This is a genomic window from Desulfurobacterium sp., assembly GCF_027028515.1.
Classification (GTDB): domain Bacteria; phylum Aquificota; class Aquificia; order Desulfurobacteriales; family Desulfurobacteriaceae; genus Desulfurobacterium_A.
Genome location: NZ_JALVIW010000054.1, coordinates 1 through 26102, shown reverse-complemented (window position 1 = coordinate 26102; position 26102 = coordinate 1). Strand labels below are relative to the sequence as shown.

Sequence of the window (26102 nt, the reverse complement as noted above, 5' to 3'; positions counted from 1 at the left end):
AGGGTGTTTTGAGTTATATAGCTGAGATAACCGAACCGGCAAAGATTGAGGTAAAGAACCTTAACTTCTACTACGGTGACAAACACGCACTTAAAAACATCTCTTTTAAAGTGCCGGAATTAAAAGTTACAGCCCTCATCGGACCTTCCGGATGCGGTAAAACAACGCTGCTGCGGTGCTTTAACAGAATGCATGACCTTTATCCCGGAAATAGATACGAGGGTGAAATTATCTTCGATGGAACAAACATCTTAGACAAGAACATAGATCTTATCAGGTTGAGAAGTCGCATCGGTATGGTTTTTCAAAAACCCACCGCATTTCCAATGAGCATATTTGATAACGTAGCCTACGGCCTGAAGTTGAAAGGAATAAAAAATAAAACTGAACTTGCCGATAGGGTGGAAAAGGCGTTGAAGGACGCTGCTTTGTGGGAAGAGGTAAAGGATAGATTGAACCAACCTGCATCTGGACTTTCTGGTGGTCAGCAGCAGAGATTATGCATAGCAAGAGCAATAGCCGTTGAACCGGAAGTCCTCCTCTTTGACGAACCAACATCGGCACTTGACCCAATCTCCACGATGAAAATAGAAGAGCTTATTACCTCCTTAAGAGGAAAATTAACCATCCTAATTGTAACCCACAACATGCAGCAGGCTGCAAGGGTTTCTGATTACACGGCATTTATGTACATGGGAGAACTTATTGAATTCAATAGAACGGATCAGATATTCGTTAAACCACACGAAAAACTTACTGAAGACTACATCACAGGCCGTTTTGGATAATAAAAAGGGGCATTTCGCCCCTTTTAAGATTTTGATAAAACTTGCACTTTTAGAAAACAATAAATATATTTACCTCCGTGGTGCAGATTTTTTACGGAGGCTCCAATGAGAGCTGAAAAGTTTTTCTATTCACTCCACTTAATAACAGCCATTACCATCCCTATTTTTGTCCTTGTCCACCTTCTTGTTATGCACACACCATTTACCTTCGTATATGCTTTATATCCATCATGTCCGTACGCATTTTGTCTCTTTGTAACGGCCATGGTTTATCACGGCATGTACGGCATAAGAGGTTGGTTCGTTGAAAAGATGGGACAGATAAAAGCAGCTGATATTGCATTCATCACTGCGGGCATCTTTTTATGCATTCTCCTTAACGGATCAATTTTAGGGTATTGGTAAACTATTTCATCCGCAAGCCCCCCTTACCCAAACCTTTCAGACGAACCAGAATTTTTTTGTCAACTTAAATTTAATGCCTACCTGAGGGGAAAGTTATAATTTAAGTGGAAGATAGAAAAAGCGGAGGAGACATTTAAATGGTAGGCAAAGGCGATTTCGTTCATCTTCACCTTCACTCTCAGTACTCGATTCTTGACGGTGCCATAAAGATAAAAGAGATGGTTAAAAAGGCCAAAGAACTTGGCATGCCCGCTGTTGCCGTTACAGATCATGGCAACATGTTCGCGTCCCTTGAACTTTACAATACATGTAAAGAAGAAGGCATAAAACCGATAATCGGACAGGAATTTTACATAGCAAAAGGCTCCCGATTTGACAGAAAAGAAGCGGGAGAGAAAGGAAGTTACCACCTTGTGCTTCTTGCCAAAAACGAAACCGGCTTAAAAAACCTCATGAAGTTAAGCTCCATTGCCTTTATAGAGGGATTTTATTACAAGCCCCGCATAGACAAAGAAGTTCTTGAAAAGTACAGCGAAGGACTTATAGCAATGTCTGCCTGCATCCAGGGAGAAATACCCCTCCTTTACCTCAAGGGACAGTACGAAGAAGCCGAAAAGGCGGCAAAGTGGTATAAAGACCTATTCGGTGAAGACTTCTACCTCGAGCTTCAAGACCACGGAATGAGAGAACAGAAAAAAGCCAACAGAGGCCTCATAGATATAGCGAAAAAGTTAGACATAGAACTCGTGGCGACAAACGATGCCCACTACCTTAACAAAGAGGACTGGGAAGCCCACGATATTCTTCTTTGTATTCAAACAGGAAAAAAACTCAACGACGAAAAAAGAATGCGCTTTCCGACAAAAGAGTTTTACTTTAAAAACGGCGAAGAAATGTTCAGACTGTTCAAAGAAGTTCCCGAAGCCATAACAAACACGCTCAAGATAGCGGAAAAGATAAACGTTGAAATAAAAAATGACGGCTATCATCTGCCAAAATACAAAGTTCCGGAAGGATACACTTACTCAAGTTACCTAAAAGAGCTTGCAGAAAAAGGTCTTGAAAGAAGATTCAAAGAACTCGGAATAAAAGACGGAGAAACCAAAAGACAGTATAGAGAAAGGCTCTACTACGAACTTAAAATCATAGATAACATGGGATTTCCGGGATACTTTCTTATTGTCTGGGATTTTATCAACTGGGCAAAGAAAAACGGCATACCTGTAGGACCGGGAAGAGGTTCGGCAGCAGGCTCACTTGTTGCCTATGCTATAGGCATAACGGACATAAACCCTTTAAGGTTTAACCTTCTGTTTGAAAGATTCCTCAACCCGGAAAGGGTAACAATGCCCGATATAGACGTCGACATCTGTCAGGACGGAAGAGACAGAGTTATCCAGTACGTAAGGGAAAAATATGGAAACGACAAAGTTTGCCAGATTATCACCTTTGGAACACTGAAACCAAAAGGCGTAATAAGAGACGTGGGAAGAGTTCTTGACATTCCTTACGGAGAAGTTGACAGAATAGCAAAACTTATTCCTGATGACGCCAAAACAATTGAAGACGCAATAGAGAAAGCACCAGAACTGAAAGAACTTATAGAGAGTAACGAACTTTATAAAAAGATGGCGAAAATCGCCTCAAAACTTCAGGGATTAACAAGGCAAACCGGCGTACACGCTGCCGGTGTCGTTATTACACCAGAAACACTGACAAACTTCATTCCTTTAGCAAGGAGTAAAGATGGAGACATAACCACCCAGTACGAAATGGGACAGGTTGAAAAGTTAGGTCTCCTTAAAATGGACTTTTTAGGACTAAAAACCCTTACCATTATTGATAAAACCATAAAACTTGTTGAAAAGACAAGAAACGAAAAGGTTGACCTGAAAACACTTCCCCTTGATGATGAAAAGACCTACAAACTGCTTCAGGAAGGAAACACTGTAGGCGTATTCCAGCTTGAATCACCGGGTATGAGAAACCTGATGAAACGACTAAAACCAGAATCTATAGAAGACATCGTCGCTCTCGTTGCCCTTTACCGTCCAGGACCTCTCAACTCAGGAATGGCTGAAAGTTATATAAAAAGAAAACACGGTCAGGAACCGGTCGATTACATCTTCCCGGAACTTGAACCTTACCTAAAAGAGACATACGGTCTCTTCATCTATCAGGAACAGATAATGCAGATAGCAAACGTTCTTGCCGGTTACTCACTTGGAGAAGCTGATCTCTTGCGCCGTGCAATGGGTAAAAAGAAGAAAGAGATAATGGAAGAGCAACGTTCCATATTTGTAAAACGTGCCGTTGAAAAAGGTTATCCAAAAGACAAAGTAGAAAAGCTGTTTGACGATATTGCAAAGTTTGCAGAATACGGATTTAACAAATCTCACTCCGCCGCTTACGGATATCTTGCCTACGTTACTGCATACCTAAAAGCCCATTACCCTCAGGAACTCATGGCAACAATGATGTCCATAGACTATGACAACGCCGATGAGATAGTTAAACTCATAAAAGATTGCAGGGAAAACAATATTGAAATACTGCCACCTGACGTAAACAAGAGCGGCGCCAAGTTTACAATTGAAAATGGTGCAATACGGTTTGGACTGGCAGGGATAAAAGGCGTTGGTGAAAAAGCTGCAGAAGCCATAGTAGAGGCAAGAGAAAGAGAAGGAGAGTTCACAGACCTTTACGACTTCTGCGAAAAAGTGGACATGAGACAGGTAAACCGAAAAGTTCTTGAAGCACTTATAAAAGCGGGGGCTTTTGATTTTACAGGATATAACAGAGCAACCCTCCTTGCAACACTTGAAAAGGCAATGGCAGCGGCTCAGAGCATTCAGAAAACTAAAAACAAAGGCCTCATGAGTCTGTTTGGAGACGAATCTTCAGTTATACAGAAAGAGTATGTTGAAACAGACGAGTGGCCTGAAAGGATAAAGTTAGAGTACGAAAGGGCAGCTATAGGATTCTACTTATCCGGGCATCCTCTATTAGAGTATCAAGCACTTGTTCCCTTGCGCTTTGATACATCTTCTCATAAAAGCGAGTGGAAAGACGGACAGGAGGTTACCATCGCTGGTGCCATAACCTCCGTTAAAACTAAAAGAACCCAAAGAGGAGAAATGTGGGCAAACATTGAAATAACAGACCTCGAAGGTGTTCTCAATGTCCTTGTATTCCCAAACGTTTTCAAAGAATCGGCAGAACTTCTAACAGAAGGTAACGTTGTCATAGTGAAAGGAACTGTAAGAGAAGAAGAGGGAAGCATATCCATAATAGCCAGAGAAATTGGACGCTTTGAAAAGAAGCTTTCTGATGTTATAAACAGAATTGTCCTTAAAATTGATGATACAATCTTTTCCGAAGAATTTTTAGAACGGTTAAAAGAATTCTTGGAAACAAACAGTTCTCCTGATGGAAAACCGGTAGTAATCGAACTTGAAACAAACGGATACATAATACAGTTGCAAACACATCCAGACTTTGCAATACCGGTTGATGCGGCTATTTTAAGAAGCCTTAAAAAGATGATAGGTGAAGAGAGGATAAAAATCCTTTGAGAGGGACAAAATGGCAGTTTTGTTAGAATTTGAAAAGAAGGTAGAAAGACTGAGAAGAAAAATAGAAGAGTTGAAAGAAAAAGGGAAACACGACCCGCAGGTGATTAGAGAGATAGAAGAGAAATTTCAAAAAAAGATTGAAGAGTTTTACTCCAACCTTACGCCGTGGGACAAGGTGCTTCTGGCAAGGCATCCTGACCGTCCCCACGCTATTGATTTTATAAACAACGTTTTCGAAGAATTTATTGAGCTTCACGGCGACAGACACTGCGGCGACGGAAAGGCAATCATTGCTGGATTTGCATACTTTAAAGGCATTCCTGTATGTGTCATAGCCCAGGAAAAGGGAAGAGATACAAAGGACAAAATAGCAAGAAACTTTGGAATGCCAACACCTGAAGACTACAGAAAAGCCCTCCGAGTCATGAAACTTGCAGAAAAGTTTGGAAAACCAATAATCACGTTAGTTGACACCCCCGGCGCATTTCCGGGAATTGAAGCAGAAGAACACGGGCAATCAGAAGCCATAGCAAGGAACCTCCTTGAAATGTCCAGGCTGAAAGTCCCCGTTGTAAGCGTTGTAATTGGTGAAGGCGGAAGTGGTGGTGCTCTGGCCATAAGTGTTGCTAACAGACTTTTAATGTATGAAAACGCTGTTTACTCGGTAATATCACCGGAAGGATGCGCCGCAATACTGTGGCAGTCACAAGACAAGGTTAAGGAAGCTGCCGAAGCTCTAAAGCTAACATCCAAATACCTAAAAGAGTTAGGAATCATTGATGACATAATACCTGAACCTCTTGAAGGTGCTCACAAGGACTACAAATTCACATTCCAGAAATTTGAGGAATATGTGAACAAACACCTTAAAGAGCTGTTAAAAATGAGCCCTGAAGAGCTTAAAAAAGATAGATATAGAAAATTTAGAAAGATTGGCAGCTATCAGAGTCAGGAGTAGCTCTATTGACTGTATAGTCAATTTCCAATATATTACCAACGACAACTCACCTTCCCTGATTCGGAGAGGGGTGCCCTAACGGGTTCTCTCCGAAGACGACGGGATGGGAGGCTAAACCAGAAAACAGGAGGAAAGATGGCTGAAGAGATCAGAAAAGAAGAACAGGCAGAAGAGCAGAAAGTAGAAGCAACAGAGCAGGAAGAAACACAGGAAGAAACATTCAAGCCAAGACCAAAAGGCTCAAGAATCACAATGAAAGAACTTCTTGAAGCCGGGGTTCACTTCGGTCACCAGAAAGAGAGATGGAACCCCAAAATGAAGAGGTTCATCTTCACAGAGAGAAACGGTATCCACATTATCGACCTTCAAAAAACTCTCAAGTACTTTGATGAAGCTTACGACTACGTTGCCGACTTAGTGGCAAACGGCGGAACAATTCTTTTTGTCTGCACAAAGAAACAGGGACAAGACATCGTAAAAGAAGAAGCCGAAAGATGTGGCATGTTCTACATTAACAAGAGATGGTTAGGTGGAACAATTACAAACTTTGAAACTATCAAGAAGAGCATTTTCAAACTTAAAATGCTCAAGAAGATGGAGGAAGAGGGCATCTTTGAAAAGCTCCCCAAGAAAGAGGCTATGAAGCTTAAAAGAAAGAAAGAGAAGCTTGAGAAGTACATCGGCGGAATTGAAAACATGAAAAGAATTCCTGACGCCCTCTTCATCGTTGATGTGGTAAGGGAAGAAAACGCCGTTACAGAAGCAAGAAAGGCAGGTGTTCCTATCGTTGCCCTCGTTGACACAAACGCCGACCCTGACCTTATTGATTACCCGATTCCGGCAAACGACGACGCCATTAGAGCAATAAGGCTTCTCACGTCAAGAATCGCAGATGCTGTCCTTGAAGGAAAGATGAGAAGAGAAGCTATAAAGCTTGCCGAAGGCGAAGAGGCTATTGAAGAAGCTGAATTCGTTCCAGAGGAGGAATAATAATGGCTGAAATAACAACACAGATGATAAAAGAGCTTAGAGAAAAGACAGGTGCCGGTATCGTTGACTGTAAAAAGGCCCTTCAGGAAGCTGAAGGCAACATGGAAAAGGCTATTGAAATTCTCAGAAAGAAAGGTGCTGCAAAAGCTGCAAAGAAGGCAGACAGAGCAACGGCTGAAGGTATCGTTGTTTCTTACATCCACGCAGGCGGCAAAGTCGGCGCTTTAGTTGAGATTAACTGTGAAACGGACTTCGTGGCAAGAACAGATGACTTTAAAGCTTTAGGCCACGAAATAGCCATGCAGGTGGCCGCAATGAAACCAAAATACGTAAGCAGGGAAGAGGTTCCTGCTGAAGTGATAGAAAAAGAGAAAGAAATTCTCAAAGAGCAGGCTGTTGCAGAAGGAAAACCTGAACACATCGTTGAGAAAATCGTTGAAGGAAGACTTAACAAGTTCTACTCAGAAAACTGCCTTCTTGACCAGCCATGGATTAAGGACGACAGCAAAACAATTGGTGATCTTATCAAAGAATACATCACAAAGCTTGGTGAAAACATCAAAGTAAAAAGATTCTGCAGATTCGGAGTAGGGGAGTAACATCCCCTCTCCTTAAACCTTCTTCAGGGAAAAGGGTTATGGAAGAAATAAAATATAAAAGAATCCTCCTTAAACTCAGCGGCGAAGCCCTTCAGGGAAATCTTCCCTACGGTATAGACCCGGAATTTTTAAGTTCCCTTGCTGAAGAGATAAAAAAAGTTGCCGACTTGGACGTTCAGCTTGCTATAGTAATCGGCGGCGGTAACATCTTTAGAGGCGTAAAAGGCGCAACTCAGGGAATGGACAGAGCAACTGCAGACTATATGGGAATGCTTGCGACGGTTATGAACGCCCTTGCACTTCAGGACGCCCTTGAGAAGAAAGGTTTGAAAACGCGCGTTTTATCCGCTATAGAGATGAGAGAAATCGCAGAACCTTACATCCGAAGGAGGGCTATCAGACACCTTGAAAAGGGAAGGGTGGTCATATTCGCCGCAGGCACAGGAAATCCGTTCTTTACAACCGATACGGCGGCAGCACTTCGTGCCGCAGAAATAAATGCCGACATCCTTCTAAAAGCAACGAAGGTTGACGGTGTCTATACGGCAGACCCCATGAAGGATAAGAATGCTGTAAAACTTGATAAGATATCATATAAAGATGTTATAGTAAAAGGTATAAAAGTGATGGATTCAGCTGCGGTATCACTCTGCATGGAGAACGGCATACCGATAATTGTGTTTGACGTCCGTAAACCGGGAAACCTTGAGAAGGTAGTAAAAGGTGAAAACGTAGGTTCAGTTGTAGAAGGGGAGGCACTATGAATGACATTATAAAAGATGCCGAAAGAAGAATGAAAAAAAGCGTTGACGTGTTAAAGTCTGAATTTGCCGGACTCAGAACGGGTAGAGCATCAACCGTTCTTGTTGAGGATATAAAGGTTGATTACTACGGAACAATGACACCAATAAAGCAGCTCGCCCAGATTTCTGTTCCAGAAGCGACACAGATAGCCATCCAGCCATGGGACATCTCTGTTGTTCCAAACATTGAAAAGGCCATAAGGAACTCCGATCTTGGCGTAATGCCTCAAACAGACGGAAACGTGATAAGAATAAACCTTCCACCTCTAACTGAAGAGAGGAGAAGAGAGTTAGTTAAAAAGGCTGGAAAGATGGCTGAACAGGCAAGGATAGCCATCAGAAACATTCGCCACGAGCTTATGAAAGAACTCGATAAGATGAAGAAAGAGGGCGGCATATCCGAAGATGAGATTAAAAGGCTTAAAGACGAACTCCAGAAAGTTACCGATAAATACGTAAAACAGGTTGATGAACTCCTCAAGAAAAAAGAGGAGGAAATTCTCACAGTCTAAGGGAGGTGAAAATGGCTCACGTAATTGACCAAGAAGGATGCATCGGATGCGGCGCTTGCGCTTCTGTATGTCCTACAAACGCTATTCACCCAACAGATGATGGAAAGTACACCATTGCTGCAGAAGAATGTATCGACTGCGGCGCCTGCGTTGAAGTGTGCCCAACAGATTGCATCAGTGCTGAGTAATAGCCTGAAAGCAGGGGGGATTTTATTCCCCCTTTCTCTTTTTTAACCCTTAGCTTTAGCAATAACTTTATAGAGATTATCCTTTACATCGTCAAGGATTTCATTGTTGTAAACCTTTTGTAGAGCTGAAAGGTTCTTTTTCAAATATCTTTATCAATTATCAAACATCAAAAGCATTTTTGCAGCTTGAAGTCTTAAAGAATCGTCGTTATTAAAATCTGAAATAATCCCCAGCAAATACTTTACACCTTCGAGACAGCTCAATCTCCCCTCCGCCCACATAGCAGCACTCCTAACAGACTCATCAGGCGAAAAGAGAAAATCCTTTACAAGGGAGCAGTATCTCCTGTTTCCTGAATTTCCTATGTAGGTAAGTGCGGAGGTTAAAATAATCGTATCATTATCATTCAAAAAAGGCTTTAAAAGTTTCGAAGATATCTTTCTATTCTTAACAAAAGGAAGCCTTAAAGCAAGACGCCTCTTTATATCTTCATCAGATATAGCAGATAGAAACGTGTCTATATCAGGATTTTTGTCATAGGTAAGTATAACTTCAAGTGCCTTTGCCTTCACTTTAGGATCTGTTTCGGTACCAAGGTTCTCCTCTATCCTTTTCAAAACAGCTTCGGAAGGGCTGTGCGTCAAGTAGTAAGAAATGGCCAGAAATCTCAAGTCAGAATCTTTCGAACCAAGATACTTAGATACACCCTTCACACTATCCCTTCTGAAATAAAGGGCAAAAAGAGCCGCCTTTACCTCATCTCTATTCCCAATTTCAATAACCTTCTGTAACTCTTTACTACAGATGTCATATTTAGCAAGGCCTTTAATAGCCACCACCTTTAAAAAGGATAGTTACTATTTAAAATCTGGTAGAAGAGCTCACTTACCGGTCTTTCTATCAGAATACGAACTTAAAGTAGTATAATTATTGGCTACTGAAAGCTTATAAAAGCGGAGGACTTAAAATGTCAGAGGAGAAGAGAGATTACAAAGAGACACTGAACCTTCCAAAAACATCGTTCCCTATGAGAGGTAACCTTCCAAAAAAAGAGAAAGAGATACTCAAGAAGTGGGAAGAGATAGACCTTTATCAAAAAGTACTGGAAAGGAAAGATAAAAACAAAAAGTACGTCCTCCACGACGGACCACCATACGCAAACGGACACATTCACATAGGTCATGCTCTAAATAAGGTTTTAAAAGACATCATCGTAAAGTCAAGAGCAATGGCAGGATACTTCACGCCTTATGTCCCCGGCTGGGACTGCCACGGTCTGCCCATCGAAAGAGCTGTATTTCAGAAACTCAAAAAGAGAAAAGACGAAGTTGACCCAGTAGAGGTAAGGAAAAAGTGCCGGGAATACGCTGAAAACTGGATAAAAATTCAAAAAGAAGAGTTTATAAGACTCGGTGTAATGGGTGACTGGAAAAACCCTTACATAACGATGAAGCCACGCTATCAGGCAGACATTTTAAGAGAACTTGCGAAATTCTACGGCAAAGGACTCGTTTATAGGGCAAAAAAACCTGTTTACTGGTGTCCTAACTGCACAACCGCCCTTGCAGAGGCAGAAATTGAATACAAAGACGAAACTTCAAAGTCCATATATGTAAAGTTTGAAATAAAAGATGAAAACTTTCCGGAAAAGAGCTATTTCGTAATATGGACAACAACACCGTGGACTCTTCCTGCAAACATCGCCGTTATCCTCCATCCAGAACTTGAATATCAACTGCTCAAAGATGAAAAAACGCGCGAGTATTACATAATAACAACCACTCTGGTAAAAGAGTTTGAAGAAAAAACAGGGAAAAAGCTAACACCTGTTAAAACCTTTAAAGGCAAAGAGCTTGAGAAAGTAAAATACCAGCATCCATTCGTAGATAGAGAAGGCTTCGCCATACTGGCAGACTTCGTCTCCGACGAAACGGGAACCGGTGTGGTTCATAGTGCACCCGGTCATGGTGAAGAGGACTACATAGCGGCAAAAGGTTATGACCTTCCAGTACTTGCACCTGTTGACGATTATGGAAGATTTACAGAAGAGGCACCGGAGTGGCTCCACGGCATCAAGATATGGAAGGCAAACGATATTATCATAGAAAAGTTAAAGGAAAGTGGTCACCTCCTGCTTGTCGAAGAGATAGTCCATTCCTATCCTCACTGCTGGCGGTGTAAAAAACCTGTAATCTTCAGGGCAACACCTCAGTGGTTTATCGCCCTCGATAAAGGTGAACCCACACTTAGAGAAACAGCCCTTTCAGAGATTAAAAAGGTTAAGTGGATTCCTGAATGGGGAGAGATAAGAATCAGCAACATGGTTGAGCAGAGACCCGACTGGTGCATTTCAAGACAGAGAATATGGGGTGTTCCAATTGTTGCATTCTACTGCGAAAAGTGTGGCAAGCTTATCGCAACAAAAGAAATAGCCGATCACGTTGCAGATATTTTTGAGAGAGAAAGCGCCGATGCCTGGTACGAAAAAGAGGCAAGAGAACTTCTGCCCGAGGGATTTACATGTCCAGAGTGTGGCGGTACAGAGTTTAAGAAAGAAATGGATATCCTGGATGTATGGTTTGACTCCGGAAGTTCTCATGCCGCTGTCCTTGAGAGGAGAGAAGAACTTTCATGGCCTGCAGATATGTATCTTGAAGGCTCAGACCAGCACAGAGGCTGGTTCCAGGCAAGCCTCCTTGAATCCTGCGGAACAAGGGGAAAAGCTCCGTATAAATCAGTTCTAACACACGGCTTCACCCTTGACCAACAGGGAAGGAAAATGAGCAAATCCCTCGGAAACGTTATTCCACCTCAGGATGTCATAAAACAGTTTGGCGCTGACATCCTCAGACTCTGGGTATCAAGTGAAAACTTTACAGAAGACGTAAGAATTTCAAACGAAATCCTTAAACAAATAGCTGATGTTTACAGAAAGATAAGGAACACAATGAGATTTATACTTGGGAACCTGAACGACTTTGATCCTGAAAAGGACACTGTCCCATTCAACGAAATGGAAGAGATAGACAGGTGGGCACTTACAAAGTTTTCCGACCTTAAAAAAGAGATTATTAAACATTACGAGGACTTTAAATTTAACAGAATATATCGCTTGGTATATAACTACTGTGCAACAGAACTCAGCGCAACATATCTTGACATTCTTAAAGACACACTTTACTGCGAACTTCCCGACTCTAAAAAGAGGAGAAGCGCGCAAACCGCAATTTACATAATCATAAGAGAACTCACAAAACTTCTCGCACCCATACTATCCTTTACGATGGAAGAAGTCTATTCTCATATCCCGGGAAAGAAAGAGGAATCGGTATTTATCGAAGAGTTCAAAGGCGAAATCCCAGAAGAGAGAGAACTCCTTCCCGTTTGGGAAAAACTTATAAAGGTGAAAAGTCTCGTAAACAAAGCTACGGAAACGGCAAGAGCTGAAAAATTAATTGGCCACTCCCTTGAAGCTGCAGTAACGGTCTATGCAGACGGTGACCTTTACCAGCTCCTTAAAAAATACGAAAATGAGCTTCCGTACATTTTCATAACATCAAAGGCAACCGTTAAACCGATCGAAGAAGCACCAGAAACAGCCATAGAAGATGCTGAAATAATAAAAGGAGCAAAGGTCAGCTTAAATAAAGCACCCGGTAAAAAGTGTGAAAGGTGCTGGATGTACTCAGAAGATGTTGGAAAAGATCCAGAATATCCGGACGTATGCCCGAGGTGTGCCGCAGTCTTAAAGAAGATAGATAGCAGGGGGGAATAATCTTCCCCCCTTTACTAACCTTCGCTCAAAGGAGAAGCCTTGAGTTTTTACAGAGTTAAAGATCTTCCTGAATCTGATCGTCCAAGAGAAAAGCTCCTTAAATTGGGTGCCGAAAACCTGACAGACGCTGAAATAATTGCCATACTTCTTAGAACAGGTATTAAAGGGAAAAATGTAATAGATCTTGCAAGGGAAATCCTCATTCGGTTCGGCGGAATAGAAGGTATATCTGAAGCCTCAGTAAGAGAACTTTCCACCTTTAAAGGATTGGGAAAGGCAAAAGCAATAACATTGAAAGCAGCCATCGAAGCAGGAAGAAGAGCAGGCAAACTGAAAAAAAAGAGAAAGATAAACTCACCTGAAGCTGTCGTTAATCTTCTTGAACATCTCAGATATGAAAAGGTGGAAACGTTCGGTATATTAACACTAAACACAAAAGGAGAGCTTATAAACATCCATACAGTTTCAAAAGGTGGAGTAAACTTTGCACACATTGAACCTAAAGAGGTCTTCCATCCGGCAGTAAAGGATTTAGCCGTTGCTGTCATCCTGTTTCACAACCACCCATCAGGAAATCCTGAACCTTCAACAGACGACATAAAAGTAACCAGAAAAATCGTTCAGGGAAGCGAAATTTTAGGTATAGAAATCATTGATCACATCATAATAGGAAGAGACAGCTTTTTCAGCTTTAAAGAAAATCACCTGATTTAATCAACTCTTCCTTCCCTGCAACTAACAGATTCTTATAACCGTAAGCTTCTAAGAGCTCTTTTATATATTCCGTCGCGAAACTCCCATCAAGTCCTGTACAGAAGGCAAATGTCCTTTGCCCACATTCCCTCGCAACTTCATTTAAAAACCCAAGTTTCCTGCCCTTCTTTGTCCTCTTGAACAGTGGATCCCGCCACTGACGAATCATATTTGCCTTACACTCGTGAATCTCAAGTCCTTCAGGTCCTGAAAAAGCGACATCTATTTCTTTGTCAGAAATCTTCACCCTCCCTCTATATAGTCTGCACTGATTTAGACGCCTAACTTTACCTTTTAAACGAATTGCACCCCTCTTAGAAAGGACAACCTCAAGAAAATTACCTCTCCGCGTGTCTGTTCTTTTGATAAAAAAAAGATTTCAACACATTCAGCAATTCAACTGCGGCTGAAAAAGAGATTAACCCTGCATCGTAACACTCCCTTACCGTATGAAAAACCCTCTCGGCTGTTATCCTTTCTGAATCTGTAGGCGGGTAGGTATTAATAAGAACAAAAATACAGGATTTAACTTCCGGATACCTTTTCATAAAACGGAAAAGCCTTTCCATCTCTTTAGAAATAAGCAACCTGTAACTCTTTCCTTTCCTGCAAGAACACTTCTTCATATATTTTTCACCTCTTTAAGAATAGAAGGTAAAACTTTAGCAGCAGAACCTCTAAAAACAAAATCACACTGTTTTGAAAGAAAGGTTTCCTCAGGATTAACTTCAACCAAAACAGCACCGGATTCCTTCGCAACTATTGGAAGTGAAGCTGCAGGCTGAACAAGAGCAGAAGTCCCGACAGAGAAAAAGAGGTCCGAACCTTTAGACACAGAAAAGGCTTGAGACAAAACATCTTCAGGAAGAGCTTCCCCAAACCATACGACACCAGGACCAACAAGCTCACCGCACACAGGACAGACAGGGAGAGAGTCTTCAGAAAGTCCTTTCAGTATTTTCTCCTTAAAATCACTTTCTGAAAGATTCTTTAAAAAGCACTTACTGGCAATTGGAAAAATCTCAGAAAACCGCTCCTTACTGTAAAATGCACCACAGAACCTGCACTTTCCCTCAAAAATATTACCGTGAAGCTCCAAAACTTTTACAGAACCTGCCTCTTCGTGAAGTCCGTCAACATTTTGAGTAACAACTATAACTTTTCCGCTAAACAATTTTTCAAACTCAGCAATCGCAGTATGTCCGGGGTTTGGCTGAGCCTTAGCAATGAGCCACATACGGTAAAGGTACCACTTCCAGATCTTCAAAGAGTCATTTAAAAACGCCTCAAACGTAGCAAGTTCAGCCGGTGAATACCTGTTCCAGAGACCATCCTTTCCCCTAAACGTAGGAATTCCACTCTCCGCGCTTATTCCAGCACCTGTGAAGAAAACAATTCTCTTAGCGTTTCTTATCAGACGGCTTAATTCCATCTTTATACCTTCTAATAAACCGCTTAGATTTTAAAATTTTAAAGCTATCATCGTCCTTTTTCAAAACAGCTTCATATAAGGCATCCCTTCCCAGAACATACCTCACAACAACTGTGTCGCCTCTATCCTCTTCGGCAACAATCTTAACTTTCCGGTTTCCTAAAATAGAGCTATCCGCACCTACCATAAACCTCAAAGCCCCATACACGAGAGAAAAACGCAGAATAAAACTGAAAACAACAACAGAAATAATAAAAAGAAACAGCAGTTTTCCGCTCTCCATAACTCTCCTTAAAAAGGCAACGAGGAAAAATCCACGCCGGGAGAAAATGAAGGAGAAAATGAAAAGTGCAGCAACTAAAAAAATAGGGACAAGAGAAACCTTTGAAGAAGCGGCAGAAAAATCCCAACATCTAACAGCGTCAGAAAGTTTCCCATCTTTTAAAAGTTCCAGGTAAAACTGAAAAAAGTCAGCAGCAGCCCCTGATAAAAGAGAAAACATTTTAATCCTCTAAAGAGATTTCTCCATACAACCATTATATTAAAACGGTTGCAGTTTGATGGTGCCCGGGGCGGGATTTGAACCCGCACGGTGTTGCCACCACAGGATCCTGAGTCCTGCGCGTCTGCCAATTCCGCCACCCGGGCAGAAATAGATTGTCTTTAATTGTTATTGATGAGATAGAAATATAAGAAATCTTTTTTTCCAAGGCAACCAAAAGAGAATCATATATAATGAAACCATCCGTAAGGAGGTAACAGATGATAGAGAAAATCGTAATCCTGTACGACAATAGAGCCGCCGAAGGATTAATTCCGGACTGGGGATTTTCAACCTTTATAGAAGGGGAAACAAACATACTGTTTGACACAGGTGCAAAAGCTGAAATACTCGAAAAAAACGCCGCCACACTCTCCATAAATCTATCAGATATAGACAGTATATTCATCTCTCATAACTACTGGGATCATACCGGCGGACTTAAAACCGTCACAGAAAAAGCTCCCCATGCGGACATATTCGTCCCCGAAAGCGATGCAGAATTTTTTGAGGAAGAAGTTGGTGAAAAAGGCATCGTCATACCTGTCGAAGATCCAACAGTCATAGCACCTGAAATCTTCTCAACCGGCATGATGCCTACAGGAATGAGAGATCCTGCCTTTGAACACGCTTTAGTAGCAAAGACAGAGAAAGGAAGTATTTTGGTAACGGGATGCTCTCATCCAGGAATAGAGAGAATAGCAGAAGAAGCTGTACGACTCTCTGAAGAAAAACTCTACATGATAATTGGCGGCTTTCACCTTTACAAAAAAGATGAAACAAGCATAAAGAAAATCGCTGAAAAACTGATGGATTTTACAGAATTTGTTGCCCCCTGCCACTGTACGGGAAACAGCGGGATAGAGGTTTTCAAAGAAACATTTAAGGATAGATTTATTGACTGCAGGGCGGGAACTGAAATCGCTTTTTAAGATGGAGGAGAAATGTTTGACGCACTTGCGGAAAAGATACAATCTGCAATAGGCAAAATAGCAAAAAAGGGAAGAATAGATGAAGAGACTCTTAACAAAGGGTTGAGAGAGATAAAGCTTGCACTACTTGAAGCAGATGTAAACTACAAAGTTGTTTCAAACTTTATAAAAGAGATTAAAGAGAAAGCTTTAGGAGCCAAAGTAACAAAAGGGGTTACAGCCGTTCAGCAACTTGTAAAGATAGTTCACGACGAACTTGTAAAAGCCTTAGGTGAAAAAGCTGAACCGTTGAACCTTAAAAGCAAGCCTTCAGTGATCCTACTTATAGGTCTTCAGGGTTCAGGTAAAACCACAACATCTGCAAAACTTGCAAAACTACTCAAAAAGCAGGGCAAAAAGGTTCTACTTACCTCCGTTGACATATACAGACCTGCCGCCATGCTTCAGCTTAAAAAACTTGGCCAGCAGATAGGTGTTCCGGTATTTCTTGAAGAGAACGAAAAAGACGCAGCAAAGATTGCAGAAGATGCACTTAAAAAGGCAAAGGAAGAGAACTACGACGTTCTCATAGTTGATACAGCAGGAAGACTTCACATAGACGAAGAGATGCTTAAGGAGGCAAAAGAGATAAAAGAAAGCATCAAACCTGATGAGGTGCTCTTTGTCTCCGACGCCATGACAGGACAGGAAGCCGTAAACATAGCAAAAGCTTTTGATGAAAACGTCGGTATGACAGGTATCATCCTCACAAAGCTTGATTCTGATGCAAGGGGTGGTGTTGCACTCTCCGTAAAAGGCGTAACAGGCAAACCGATAAAATTTGCCGGCGTCGGTGAAAAGATAGACGACTTTGAACCGTTCTATCCTGACAGGGTGGCATCAAGAATTTTAGGAATGGGTGACGTTGTAAGTCTTGTAGAAAAGGCACAGGAAGTGATAGATGAAGAAGAAGCCATCTCCATGCAGGAAAAACTTTTATCCGGCGAGTTCACACTTGAAGACTTTAAGAAACAGCTTGAAATGATACAGAGAATGGGACCTATAAAACAGCTTATAAAGATGATTCCGGGACTTTCCAGCCAGAAGATGCTCAAGCAACTTGACAAAGCAATAGACGACAAAAAACTTAAAAGGATTGAAGCTATCATAAATTCCATGACACCGGAAGAGAGGAGAAACCACGCAATTATAAACGCCAGCAGAAAACGAAGAATAGCGAGAGGAAGTGGCACAAGTGTCAAAGATGTCGATGCCCTTTTGAAGCAGTTTGCACAGGCAAAAATGATGATGAAACAGATGAAAAAGATGCAGAAAAAGATGGCCAAAAAAGGCGGGAAATTCCCCTTCCCATTCATGTAAGGTTGTATTAAATTACGATTGGTATAAAATTACCTTTTACAAAACTGTCTTTAAGGAGGAGAGAAGTTGGTAAAGATAAGACTCAAGAAAGTAGGAAGAAAGAAGCTTCCAGTCTATAAAATTGTTGTTGCCGAAGGTATGTCAAAGAGAGACGGAAAAGCGGTAGATATCCTTGGAACTTACAACCCTAAATCAAAAGAACTTCAAATTGACGTTGAAAAAGTAAAAGAATGGATTGCTAAAGGAGCTCAGCCAACTGAGAGGGTTGCTGCACTTCTAAAGCAAGCTATCCAGTAATACTGGAAACGGGAGGCGACCATGTCTGCAGTAAAAGAGTTAGTTGAGTGCATCGTTAAAAAGTTAGTTGACAACCCGGATGCTGTAAACGTTGTTGAAACGGAAGGAGAAAGAACTGTAATTATCGAACTGAAGGTTGACCCTAAAGACCTCGGCAAGGTTATCGGCAAACAGGGAAGAACTGCAAAAGCAGTAAGGACATTAATCTCTTCAGTTGCTGCAAAGAGCGGTAAAAGAGCAGTCCTTGAAATAATAGAATAAGAAATCTTCCCGGTTCTTTCGCCGGGAAGATAAACTTTTCACTTTTAAACCTTAAACCTGTTTAGCTCTTCTTCAAGTTCCTTAATCTTTTCAGAAACTCTGGTTATTCCCTCAACCACTTCTTTTAAATCATCCACATTTCTTGTGGCTATCTCTGCAACCTCCTTTACCGTCTTAGCAACCTCTTCTATAGACTCAGATTCTGACTTCGCCTCTTCAGAAACCTTAACTACAATCTTTTCGAGCTCTTCCATCGACTCTTTTATGTTTTCAAAAGCCCTTGAAACGTTATCTATAACCTTCTCTCTTATATCTTTGTTTATGTTGGAAACTGTCGCCTTTATCTGATCCGTAGCAGAAACAACCTTCTGAGCCAGCTTCCTCACCTCGTCAGCAACTACGGCAAAACCTCTACCAGCTTCACCTGCCCTTGCAGCTTCAATGGCAGCGTTGAGAGCAAGAAGGTTCGTCTGAGTTGCTATCTGGAAGATAATCTCAACAATCGAACCCAATTCCTTCGTTCTTTCATCAAGAAGCTTCTTAATTTCATCAATAATACTCTTCGCTTCGTCAACTATCTGTAAGTTTTTAGAAGAAAGCTTGTTAACTTCAAGAACTTCCCCTGCAAGATCAGCTATATCTTTTGAGGTCTTCTCTATAGAGCCAGAAACTGCGTTGGTCTTATCAGTTTGATAAAGAATCTTCTCCATTACTTCTGAAAGACTATCAACCTTGTTTTCAAGGAGAACTACCGCCTTCTTAAGCGTATCGATAGATAGACCTATAGACTTGCCAAGAGATTCAATACCTTTATTGAACGATACAGCTATCTCTTTCAGGTCACCCTTAAGTTCATCTTCATTCATCCTTACCATAAGATTACCACCTGCAAGTTTACGAGTAGCAAGGAGAAGAGAATCTCTTATGGTAAGGAAAGTATTTTGAATACCTACAAGGGCATCCTTCAGGGTTTTCAAAGATTCCGGGAATTTTGAATCGTCAAGCTCAACACTTAAGTTTCCACTCTCAAGCTCATTAACAAACCTGTTTATTTCCCTGATTATGTTTCTCATCGTGAGAGCAAATGTATTTGCCGCCTCCCCAACTTTTCTTAAGTCTCCCTTGAACGATTCAACATCTATTTCCTGCTGTATATCAGCCTGCTCTAAGATAGAGGCAAGTGTATCCATGGCCTTCTTTATGTCGTTAGAAGCAAGATTTATATTCTTTACAATAGACTTAAGTTCCCCTGGCAGTAGTGTTTCGTCGTATGTCTTAAACTTCGCATCTGCAAGATCTTCAGCCATTTTATTGACTACATCAACAACCTTCCTGAAGTTATCAACTATCTCTGATAAACCGTGAACAATCTCCCTGTATCTTCCCTCAAAACCTTTCTCATTTACAGTCACATCCAATCTACCGTTAGATAGACTCTCCGTAACAAGATTCATTTCAGACATAAAAGCCTTCAGTGTTTCAACTATTTTTTGTAGATTCCTCTCAAGAACTTTAAAGTCTCCCCTGAACACACTCTTACTCGTTGAAATTTCAAAATCACCTCTTGAAATTTTCTCAGAAACTTTATCGACTTCGGAAATTACACTTTTAAAAGTTCCTATCAGTCCATTAATCAAACGCTTCATTTCGGCAAATTCATCATTACCTGAAACGTCATCCATTGAAACCTTTAAATTTCCCCTGTTAATGGTTTCAAGCAGCCCTTTTATCTCATTTGTTGAATTAAGTATCTTCCGTCTCAAAACGGCAACAAACATTAAAACCAACAAAAGACCGACGACAAGAGACGAAAATACAATCATTTCCCTCCTTGCATCCATATAAAAACTTAACGTCCTTTTTTTCAGAAGATCGAGATACTCATCCTGAAACCTTTTCAAAACCTTCAAAAAGTCTGTGTAAATCTGAAAAACCTGAAGAGGCTTATATGCGGCAAGTTCCCGATATCTTTCACCATCTATTATCTTTTTTATTTCTCTAACCCTGTTAAATTCAGGTGTTGTCTCTATAGAACGGAATCTCTTTTTTAATTCGTTAAAAGAAAGTGTATCAACGACTCCTCTCAAAACGTTTTCTTCATCGTTTACAGTTTTATAAAATGTAAGCAGCGCTTTCGGTATTGTAGCGTTTACACCATGAGAATTTACATAAGAAGTAATACTTGATGCAAGAGCTCTTTCAACACCAAAAGTATCTTTGTACTTCAGGAAAAGGTTAAAAGCAACAAGGTCTCTTTCAAAAACAGTATCCTTTAGTTCTTTTTCGGCCAGCTTGTGAATGTTACCTCTCACTTCATCAATATAGCCTGTATAAGCCGTTAAAACATCTATGTTGGAAGCATTTCCACTGTCAACTTCCTGCCTCAATTTTTTGAGCTCCGTCGCGGAAACTTTATGCACATCGTCAGATGAAAGATAATGAGAAACAACATACTGAAAATCTTTAATATCTCTGTCTACTTTCCTCCTCTGGGATAAAAGCTTCACATATACAGGAGAAGTTTTATCTCTGTTTTGAGTAACAAAAGCCGTTGATAACCCTCTTTCAACAGCAAGGTCATGGGCAAGTTTTGCAACTGATTCAACCATGGGAAAATGAACTTCCATTATTCTGGCAGGAGCATAAATCTTCCTGTAAACTTCTCTTGCCTGCCTGCCAAGCACCATAACAGCGGCAAAAATAGGAATAAATACAACAAGAAGAATCTGTCTGCTTACCTTTTCCATGCCAAGCTTTTTTAAAAAGCCCATTGACCGTCCCCCAATTTATAAAAATATTAATGATATTACTATCGGTAATTTCCCAGGCAATTTTATTATAATTATAGCAACTGCCCTCCTTTCCTTAAGGAAGAGTAAAGAGAAGATAGTATAAAAACAAGAGCCGTCAAACTTACAACCACCTCAGGAATTGAGAAGAACAGTTCAAGCAGCATCATTATCCCTAAACCACCGATACCCCAGTGAGCTCCGTGTTCAAGATAGGGAAGATGCTGTAACCTGCCGGTATCCACAAAATAAACGGTAAGTGAACGAAGGATAAAAGCACCGACAGAAAGGCCGAGAGTGATAATTATGAGATTCTGGCTTATAGCAAATGCACCAACCGTTCCATCAAGCGAACAGGAAGCATCTAAAAGCTCAAGATAGAGAAAGCTTGCCCAACCGCTGTCTCCTGAAAAGTAATCTTTTTTTTTAAAATACTCAATAGCATCTTTAACAAAATGAACAATTTCAAAAAGGAGAACTCCCAAAATCATGGCAAGCGTAATGTTTTCCTGCTGCTTTAACAAACCAATTACAAAAACAATAGCAAGGGCAAAAATAAGTTTTATCTCTCCTAACCTTGCAACTTTTGAAGCTCCCTCTTCAAAAAATTTTATCCAGTGAAGATTCTTCCCAGCATCAAACAACCAGTTTATAAATACCATCAAAAGAAAAGAACCGCCAAAAGCAAGGATAAGCGGTTCTGCATGCTCAAGATGCTCCGCATAAATGGCAGGATGCTTGAAAGCTATATCTATCGTTTCTTTAAAAGAAATCCCGGCAGTGAGAGAAACTATCAAAACAGGAAAGAGAAACCGCATGCCAAACACAGCCGTAAGAATCCCCCAAGTAATAAACCTTTTCCGCCACTTTGGTGTCATCGTAGCTAAGACAAGAGCATTCATAACAGCGTTGTCAAAGGAAAGAGAAACCTCAAGAAACGAAAGAAGCGTCCCCTCAAGAACACCTTTTATTCCCATATAGGCAAATTCAATTATCCAGCTTATGAGAAAAATAATTCCAAACTCAACAAGCAACTTCTTAAATCTACCCATACTGCTCTCCAAACATAAACTGCCAGTATCGTTCGACGGACATCTGAAGTCCGAGCGAAGCGAGGATTTGGACGAATGCATGAAGTGCCAAATACCTGCTTATTAGCAGACCCGAAGGGCGGGCCTGCGAAAGCAGGCGAAAAGTCCCGCACGCCGCCGAGATTAGTTAATTTCAATGTTAAGTTCATTAAGTTTGTTTTTTGCATAATTTAATCCCTCTTCTTCATTTTTTTCAATATAAATTTCTACCGTTCTTTTTGCTATTTCTAATAGTTTTTTGCTGTTTTCTCTTGCTTTAAATAATTGCTGGATTAATCGAGAGATTTTCTGTTGGGTTTCTATACTAATTCTTGGTAGGATAATCCTTTTTAAGGAATCATATGGGATAGCAGTTAAAATTGTTCCCTGTGTTTCTCTAACAAGGCATTTTGTTGCTAAAATTTTCAACAAAACTAACAAAGTTTCTTTGTATAAATCTCTTTCTTTAAAAACAAAAAATCCTGTAGAAGCCACTAAATTATCTTTATCAAAGTCTATCAGTGCAATTTTATCTATAGAACCTTCTACTGAAGACATTAGAACATATCCTTTTTTAACTTTCATCCTTGCCCTACTAGGTAAGTCTTTACCTTTAATTGGTTTTGCTTGCTTTACTACACCTAAATTTGGACTAATACCTGCCAATTCAATATAATAATAAATTTCATTTTCATTGACTTTGATTTTCTTTTTAGAAATATCTACCAAATTTGGCAAATAGTCATATCCATTCTTATATTTCTTTATCAACGCTTCAATCTCATCATACTTAGGCTCCCAATACTCGGCATCCATTCTGTTTGCTTTTATAACTTCTGAAAGATTCCTTATTGAAATGTTTCCTTCTTCCTCAAATTCTTGTCCACCGATTTTTATTTTCTTTGTTTCTGGTTTCCAATTTTTAAGTCCCAATTCTTTCAATAGAATTTCTTCTGCTTGTTTGTAAAGTTCTTCTGCTTTTTGCCTTAAATTGAAATAATTTTCCATTAATCGCTTTACCACAGCTATAAACTCTGAAGACGGTATGGGTATGGGACAATATAGAAGGATGTACTTAGGAAAACGTGGATGATTAACACCTTCTTGGCTCCAAAAAAGAATTTTTTGAACCCATTTAGTCATAAGAAATGTATAGAGATAATAATTAATACCTAATAACTCATCATTTTTTTGCCTCAGTATTAGAAGTTCAGTAGTAGTATATATTTCTGGCAAATAAATGAATCCTACCTGTCTCAAATAAGGTCTGAGTCTAGATATAACTACATCTCCAAATTTGGCTATATTCTTGTTACTATCAAATTCTGTTGATAAAACTTCCGGGATATCAAATATTTCAAAATTTCCCATATTTTCTAGTTCTAAAAGCCTTATCTTTCTGGGAGGAGATTTTTTTGGGTCAAATAATTCTCTTACTAGACAAAAATATTGCCCAATAGTGGTTCCGTTTGCTTTTTTATTAAGGAACGATAGTGTTTTTATTTTTTCAGGATGATAGGTTTCAGCTCCAATTCTTAGATCTTCTTCTAACTCAGAAACATTAACTATTGAATATTCCACATCGTAGTATTTTCCTTTATAGGTTGCTGTTATCATTTTCCACGCCTCTATTTTGTAAAATTTTAATATTCTCCTCTGTTATATGCTTAAAAGCTAAATAAGTGTGTTTAAATAACAACTGCCAGTCTTTATCCATAGGGTCAATAATAAAATGAAATAGAATATTTCTCAGTTTATAAGCAAAATCTATAAACCATTTTGTTAAATCTTCATCAAAGTATTGAGGTTTATTGAGAATTTTAAGTGTATTTGGGTTTATAGTGCTTATTGCATTATGGGGTTTTAGTGGAAAAACTGTCTTAATATCTAATTCTTCGTTGAGTTTCCTTTCTATGTCTATTAAACACTTATCGTTTAAAAAATTTATTCTTTCTCTCTTCCCTCTTTCATTAAGACGACGCTTGCTATTGATGACATTTTCCGCTTTTTGTCTTACAGCTGATAAAATTTCTTCTATAAACTTGTCTTTTTCCTCAAAAATTCTACTAATTTTAATTTTCTCAGATAAAGAAAATCCCGTTTCTATTTTTTCTCCAAAAAAATCTATAAAAGCTCGTCGCTCATCTGTTAATACCATTTTTAAGTGTTTTTCTCTACTATTTGAATGAATATTTAGAAATAGTTTAGTCGTTTTGCCTCTATAAGTATATGAGAATTCTTGAGAATATCCTTCATTATATGAGTAAAAAATTTTAAAATAATCTTTCAAAAATGTATTTGAACTTAAAGCATTATTTTTAGCTTGCAGATAGGATCTAAGTACATTTTTTATAAACTCGTCATCTATTTGAATTGCAATATCTTCAAAAATCTTGTTTTTATATTCTTCTAAAACTTGGCTGTCTCCTATACTTCTATCCTTAGTGTTGTTTAGGAGTTCTTGAAGAGACGCAAGAAAAGTAAACCATGTTTTAATGAACATTGTTATATAATCGGTTTCTATCAGGGAAAGCCAATTCAAATATTTCTCCCTGATGCTTGTGTTTTCCGAAGACATTTTAATCTACCTCCACATCATTCAAGAAATCAAAAGTCTCATCTCCTTCTTCCAGCCTCTTTCTCCCCCACTTAATGAACGCATCTGCGATATCATATAAATCTGTTTGATAGATAGGGTTTCCTTTTTTATTAAATACTAAGTTTCCGTTTTCATCCTTTACAAAGATGTAATTCCCAGAATTGTCTTTAAATGGAATTTTTGAAACTGCAAAGAATATTGGATAATCTTTAATTTTAGGATTCCCTCCTTCATCGAGTTCTTCTTCTTTCCATTTCCTCAAAAACAGCAAAGAAGTTTTAGTCCCAGTATGTGGCTTAAATGAGTTTCCATGCAATCCAATGACAGCGAGTATCCTTGCCTTCCTTATTATAAATTCCCGAATGTATCTATCATTTGTGTTATTGAACACTCCCTGAGGTAAAACAATTGCTAGCCTTCCACCGGGCTTTATCATATCCAAAGCTCTTTCAATAAAAAGTATATGTCTGTCTATCTTAGACCCCGGCTTCTTTTTGCTTTCTGGGACAATATCATAAAGTGCTTTGAGCCATCCTTCTTTTATATCACCTGCAAAGGGCGGGTTTGTCATTAAAATATCAAAATTAAGTTCTTTAAACTTATCATCTCTTACAAGTTCTTCTTCTCTCAAGTCTGCTTTTAGTTTTTCACTCCACCTGGTAAATTCCAATGAGTTTTCTTTGTAAATATGGGATCTCCCATCACCTGCAATTAACATAATAGCTCTTGAAATCTTGGTAGCTTTCTCCTCAAAATCTATGCCCCACAAATACTTTCTTGCATAAGCAGTTTTTACATCTTTGTCTTTCATATTGTATTTATCCCAAACATATTGCATCGCATGAACAAGAAAACCTGCACTACCACAGGCGGGATCAATTATGTATTCTCTTTTGTGTGGATTTAACATTTTTACGGCAGTATCTATTATCACTCTTGGAGTGAAATATTGTCCTTTCTTTGACTTTGAAACTTCAGGTACGAGATACTCAAAGGCTTCATCAATTATTCTTAAATCTGCTCCAAAGAGTTTTACTTCCTGCATTTCTGCGACGCATACGCTCAAATGTTCTGGAGTGAGTTTTATCTTATCTGTTTTCTCAAAAATCCCCTTCCACTCTTGCTTTGCACCCTCAAATAGCTCGGAAATTACTTTATAAGTTGTCTTCGGGTCTTTATATTTTCTAAACTTTAACTTTTTATTTTTTCTGCTTTTTGCTTCCCATTCATCAAATAGCTTGGCATAGATTAACTTGAATATCTCACTAAAACTATCTACTCCAGAATTTGCTAAAACCAACTCTTCAAGCAGTTCGATAATTTCTCTTAGTGATTTTTTCTTTTCTCTTGATTTTTTCTCCAACTCCTCAAGAGTCCATTTCCTGCTCAAAACAATATCTGCAACTTCTATGGCAGGATTTTTTGTATCTTTTACTTCTAAATATTCAGTATATGTCGGGATATCAGGTAAGTTA

General features: G+C 39.6%; 25 protein-coding genes and 1 tRNA gene. 15 read left to right on the top strand and 11 right to left on the bottom strand.

The window, feature by feature from the left end; translation table 11 throughout:
• Positions 1-8 precede the first annotated feature (8 nt).
• From pstB to MV676_RS05040, 9 genes are all read left to right on the top strand, one after another.
• Entirely contained in the window at positions 9-788 is a 780-nt protein-coding gene (gene pstB / locus MV676_RS05080; RefSeq protein WP_022847562.1) for a phosphate ABC transporter ATP-binding protein PstB, read from the top strand.
• A gap of 105 nt (positions 789-893) precedes the next feature.
• On the top strand, positions 894-1193 hold the full coding sequence (locus tag MV676_RS05075) for a hypothetical protein (protein WP_297445666.1): 300 nt from the start codon (positions 894-896) through the stop codon (positions 1191-1193).
• A gap of 137 nt (positions 1194-1330) precedes the next feature.
• Positions 1331-4768 (top strand): DNA polymerase III subunit alpha, encoded by a 3438-nt coding sequence (gene dnaE / locus MV676_RS05070; RefSeq protein WP_297445665.1) that lies wholly within the window; start codon positions 1331-1333, stop codon positions 4766-4768.
• A gap of 10 nt (positions 4769-4778) precedes the next feature.
• Positions 4779-5726 (top strand): acetyl-CoA carboxylase carboxyltransferase subunit alpha, encoded by a 948-nt coding sequence (locus tag MV676_RS05065; protein WP_022847566.1) that lies wholly within the window; start codon positions 4779-4781, stop codon positions 5724-5726.
• A gap of 252 nt (positions 5727-5978) precedes the next feature.
• Positions 5979-6716 (top strand): 30S ribosomal protein S2, encoded by a 738-nt coding sequence (gene rpsB / locus MV676_RS05060; protein WP_040371933.1) that lies wholly within the window; start codon positions 5979-5981, stop codon positions 6714-6716.
• A 2-nt stretch (positions 6717-6718) separates the two neighbouring features.
• Positions 6719-7315, top strand: a complete 597-nt coding sequence (gene tsf, locus MV676_RS05055) for a translation elongation factor Ts (RefSeq protein ID WP_022847568.1) — start codon at positions 6719-6721, stop codon at positions 7313-7315.
• Positions 7316-7353: 38 nt separating this feature from the next.
• Positions 7354-8079 carry a UMP kinase gene (gene pyrH, locus MV676_RS05050; RefSeq protein WP_022847569.1) on the top strand — a complete coding sequence of 242 codons (726 nt, stop codon included), beginning with the start codon at positions 7354-7356 and terminating at the stop codon, positions 8077-8079.
• Entirely contained in the window at positions 8076-8630 is a 555-nt protein-coding gene (gene frr, locus MV676_RS05045; RefSeq protein WP_022847570.1) for a ribosome recycling factor, read from the top strand. The genes pyrH and frr overlap by 4 nt, the downstream gene beginning before the upstream one ends.
• Before the next feature lie 11 nt (positions 8631-8641).
• Entirely contained in the window at positions 8642-8818 is a 177-nt protein-coding gene (locus tag MV676_RS05040; protein ID WP_022847571.1) for a 4Fe-4S binding protein, read from the top strand.
• A 153-nt stretch (positions 8819-8971) separates the two neighbouring features.
• Here MV676_RS05040 and MV676_RS05035 read toward each other — a convergent pair whose 3' ends face one another.
• A complete protein-coding gene (locus MV676_RS05035; RefSeq protein ID WP_297445663.1) occupies positions 8972-9655 on the bottom strand; it encodes a hypothetical protein in 684 nt (227 codons plus the stop codon).
• A 131-nt stretch (positions 9656-9786) separates the two neighbouring features.
• On the opposite strand from MV676_RS05035, the gene ileS reads away from it, so the two are divergent.
• Together ileS and radC are read left to right on the top strand one after the other, a co-directional pair.
• The gene (gene ileS, locus MV676_RS05030) at positions 9787-12594 is read left to right on the top strand and encodes an isoleucine--tRNA ligase (protein ID WP_297445662.1); all 2808 of its coding nucleotides are present in this window, start codon (positions 9787-9789) and stop codon (positions 12592-12594) included.
• A 39-nt stretch (positions 12595-12633) separates the two neighbouring features.
• Positions 12634-13308 (top strand): DNA repair protein RadC, encoded by a 675-nt coding sequence (gene radC / locus MV676_RS05025; protein ID WP_297445661.1) that lies wholly within the window; start codon positions 12634-12636, stop codon positions 13306-13308.
• Here radC and MV676_RS05020 read toward each other — a convergent pair.
• The 5 genes from MV676_RS05020 to MV676_RS05000 form a co-directional block, all read right to left on the bottom strand.
• Positions 13286-13594: a hypothetical protein gene (locus tag MV676_RS05020; protein WP_297445660.1), complete on the bottom strand. Its 309-nt coding sequence runs from the start codon at positions 13592-13594 to the stop codon at positions 13286-13288. The two genes, radC and MV676_RS05020, sit on opposite strands and share 23 nt — an antisense overlap.
• A gap of 91 nt (positions 13595-13685) precedes the next feature.
• Positions 13686-13973 carry a hypothetical protein gene (locus MV676_RS05015; protein ID WP_297445659.1) on the bottom strand — a complete coding sequence of 96 codons (288 nt, stop codon included), beginning with the start codon at positions 13971-13973 and terminating at the stop codon, positions 13686-13688.
• Positions 13970-14785, bottom strand: coding sequence for an NAD-dependent deacylase (locus MV676_RS05010; RefSeq protein WP_155883453.1), 816 nt, complete (start codon positions 14783-14785; stop codon positions 13970-13972). Before MV676_RS05010 ends, MV676_RS05015 begins: the two co-directional genes overlap by 4 nt.
• Positions 14748-15281: a hypothetical protein gene (locus MV676_RS05005; RefSeq protein ID WP_297445658.1), complete on the bottom strand. Its 534-nt coding sequence runs from the start codon at positions 15279-15281 to the stop codon at positions 14748-14750. Before MV676_RS05005 ends, MV676_RS05010 begins: the two co-directional genes overlap by 38 nt.
• A gap of 59 nt (positions 15282-15340) precedes the next feature.
• Positions 15341-15427: transfer RNA gene (locus tag MV676_RS05000), tRNA-Leu, on the bottom strand.
• Positions 15428-15541: 114 nt separating this feature from the next.
• Here MV676_RS05000 and MV676_RS04995 point away from each other — a divergent pair.
• The 4 genes from MV676_RS04995 to MV676_RS04980 all read left to right on the top strand — a co-directional run bounded on the left by MV676_RS04995 (position 15542) and on the right by MV676_RS04980 (position 18169).
• On the top strand, positions 15542-16252 hold the full coding sequence (locus MV676_RS04995; RefSeq protein WP_297445657.1) for an MBL fold metallo-hydrolase: 711 nt from the start codon (positions 15542-15544) through the stop codon (positions 16250-16252).
• Positions 16253-16264: 12 nt separating this feature from the next.
• Positions 16265-17611: a signal recognition particle protein gene (ffh, locus tag MV676_RS04990; RefSeq protein WP_297445656.1), complete on the top strand. Its 1347-nt coding sequence runs from the start codon at positions 16265-16267 to the stop codon at positions 17609-17611.
• A 66-nt stretch (positions 17612-17677) separates the two neighbouring features.
• The gene (rpsP, locus tag MV676_RS04985) at positions 17678-17908 is read left to right on the top strand and encodes a 30S ribosomal protein S16 (RefSeq protein WP_022847583.1); all 231 of its coding nucleotides are present in this window, start codon (positions 17678-17680) and stop codon (positions 17906-17908) included.
• Between the two features lie 21 nt (positions 17909-17929).
• Positions 17930-18169, top strand: a complete 240-nt coding sequence (locus tag MV676_RS04980) for a KH domain-containing protein (RefSeq protein WP_022847584.1) — start codon at positions 17930-17932, stop codon at positions 18167-18169.
• 44 nt (positions 18170-18213) lie between these two features.
• Here MV676_RS04980 and MV676_RS04975 read toward each other — a convergent pair whose 3' ends face one another.
• The 5 genes from MV676_RS04975 to MV676_RS04955 all read right to left on the bottom strand — a co-directional run.
• Positions 18214-20940: a methyl-accepting chemotaxis protein gene (locus MV676_RS04975; RefSeq protein ID WP_297445655.1), complete on the bottom strand. Its 2727-nt coding sequence runs from the start codon at positions 20938-20940 to the stop codon at positions 18214-18216.
• Positions 20941-21011: 71 nt separating this feature from the next.
• On the bottom strand, positions 21012-22010 hold the full coding sequence (locus tag MV676_RS04970; protein ID WP_297445654.1) for a DUF475 domain-containing protein: 999 nt from the start codon (positions 22008-22010) through the stop codon (positions 21012-21014).
• Positions 22011-22172: 162 nt separating this feature from the next.
• Entirely contained in the window at positions 22173-23645 is a 1473-nt protein-coding gene (locus MV676_RS04965; protein ID WP_297445653.1) for a hypothetical protein, read from the bottom strand.
• On the bottom strand, positions 23626-24606 hold the full coding sequence (locus MV676_RS04960; RefSeq protein ID WP_297445652.1) for a hypothetical protein: 981 nt from the start codon (positions 24604-24606) through the stop codon (positions 23626-23628). The genes MV676_RS04965 and MV676_RS04960 overlap by 20 nt, the downstream gene beginning before the upstream one ends.
• Position 24607: 1 nt before the next feature.
• Positions 24608-26102, bottom strand: a 1495-nt coding sequence (locus MV676_RS04955; protein ID WP_297445651.1) for an N-6 DNA methylase, incomplete at its 5' end; no start/stop codon positions are given.

What these genes read in the sequence shown, in the direction of transcription:
- MV676_RS05075 (WP_297445666.1), top strand. Translation starts at nt 894, where the DNA reads ATGAGAGCTGAAAAGTTTTTCTATTCACTCCACTTAATAACAGCCATT.
- dnaE (WP_297445665.1), top strand. Translation starts at nt 1,331, where the DNA reads ATGGTAGGCAAAGGCGATTTCGTTCATCTTCACCTTCACTCTCAGTAC.
- MV676_RS05065 (WP_022847566.1), top strand. Translation starts at nt 4,779, where the DNA reads ATGGCAGTTTTGTTAGAATTTGAAAAGAAGGTAGAAAGACTGAGAAGA.
- rpsB (WP_040371933.1), top strand. Translation starts at nt 5,979, where the DNA reads ATGAAAGAACTTCTTGAAGCCGGGGTTCACTTCGGTCACCAGAAAGAG.
- tsf (WP_022847568.1), top strand. Translation starts at nt 6,719, where the DNA reads ATGGCTGAAATAACAACACAGATGATAAAAGAGCTTAGAGAAAAGACA.
- pyrH (WP_022847569.1), top strand. Translation starts at nt 7,354, where the DNA reads ATGGAAGAAATAAAATATAAAAGAATCCTCCTTAAACTCAGCGGCGAA.
- frr (WP_022847570.1), top strand. Translation starts at nt 8,076, where the DNA reads ATGAATGACATTATAAAAGATGCCGAAAGAAGAATGAAAAAAAGCGTT.
- MV676_RS05040 (WP_022847571.1), top strand. Translation starts at nt 8,642, where the DNA reads ATGGCTCACGTAATTGACCAAGAAGGATGCATCGGATGCGGCGCTTGC.
- ileS (WP_297445662.1), top strand. Translation starts at nt 9,787, where the DNA reads ATGTCAGAGGAGAAGAGAGATTACAAAGAGACACTGAACCTTCCAAAA.
- MV676_RS05015 (WP_297445659.1), bottom strand. Translation starts at nt 13,973, where the DNA reads ATGAAGAAGTGTTCTTGCAGGAAAGGAAAGAGTTACAGGTTGCTTATT.
- MV676_RS05005 (WP_297445658.1), bottom strand. Translation starts at nt 15,281, where the DNA reads ATGTTTTCTCTTTTATCAGGGGCTGCTGCTGACTTTTTTCAGTTTTAC.
- MV676_RS04995 (WP_297445657.1), top strand. Translation starts at nt 15,542, where the DNA reads ATGATAGAGAAAATCGTAATCCTGTACGACAATAGAGCCGCCGAAGGA.
- ffh (WP_297445656.1), top strand. Translation starts at nt 16,265, where the DNA reads ATGTTTGACGCACTTGCGGAAAAGATACAATCTGCAATAGGCAAAATA.
- MV676_RS04980 (WP_022847584.1), top strand. Translation starts at nt 17,930, where the DNA reads ATGTCTGCAGTAAAAGAGTTAGTTGAGTGCATCGTTAAAAAGTTAGTT.
- MV676_RS04975 (WP_297445655.1), bottom strand. Translation starts at nt 20,940, where the DNA reads ATGGGCTTTTTAAAAAAGCTTGGCATGGAAAAGGTAAGCAGACAGATT.
- MV676_RS04970 (WP_297445654.1), bottom strand. Translation starts at nt 22,010, where the DNA reads ATGGGTAGATTTAAGAAGTTGCTTGTTGAGTTTGGAATTATTTTTCTC.
- MV676_RS04965 (WP_297445653.1), bottom strand. Translation starts at nt 23,645, where the DNA reads ATGATAACAGCAACCTATAAAGGAAAATACTACGATGTGGAATATTCA.
- MV676_RS04960 (WP_297445652.1), bottom strand. Translation starts at nt 24,606, where the DNA reads ATGTCTTCGGAAAACACAAGCATCAGGGAGAAATATTTGAATTGGCTT.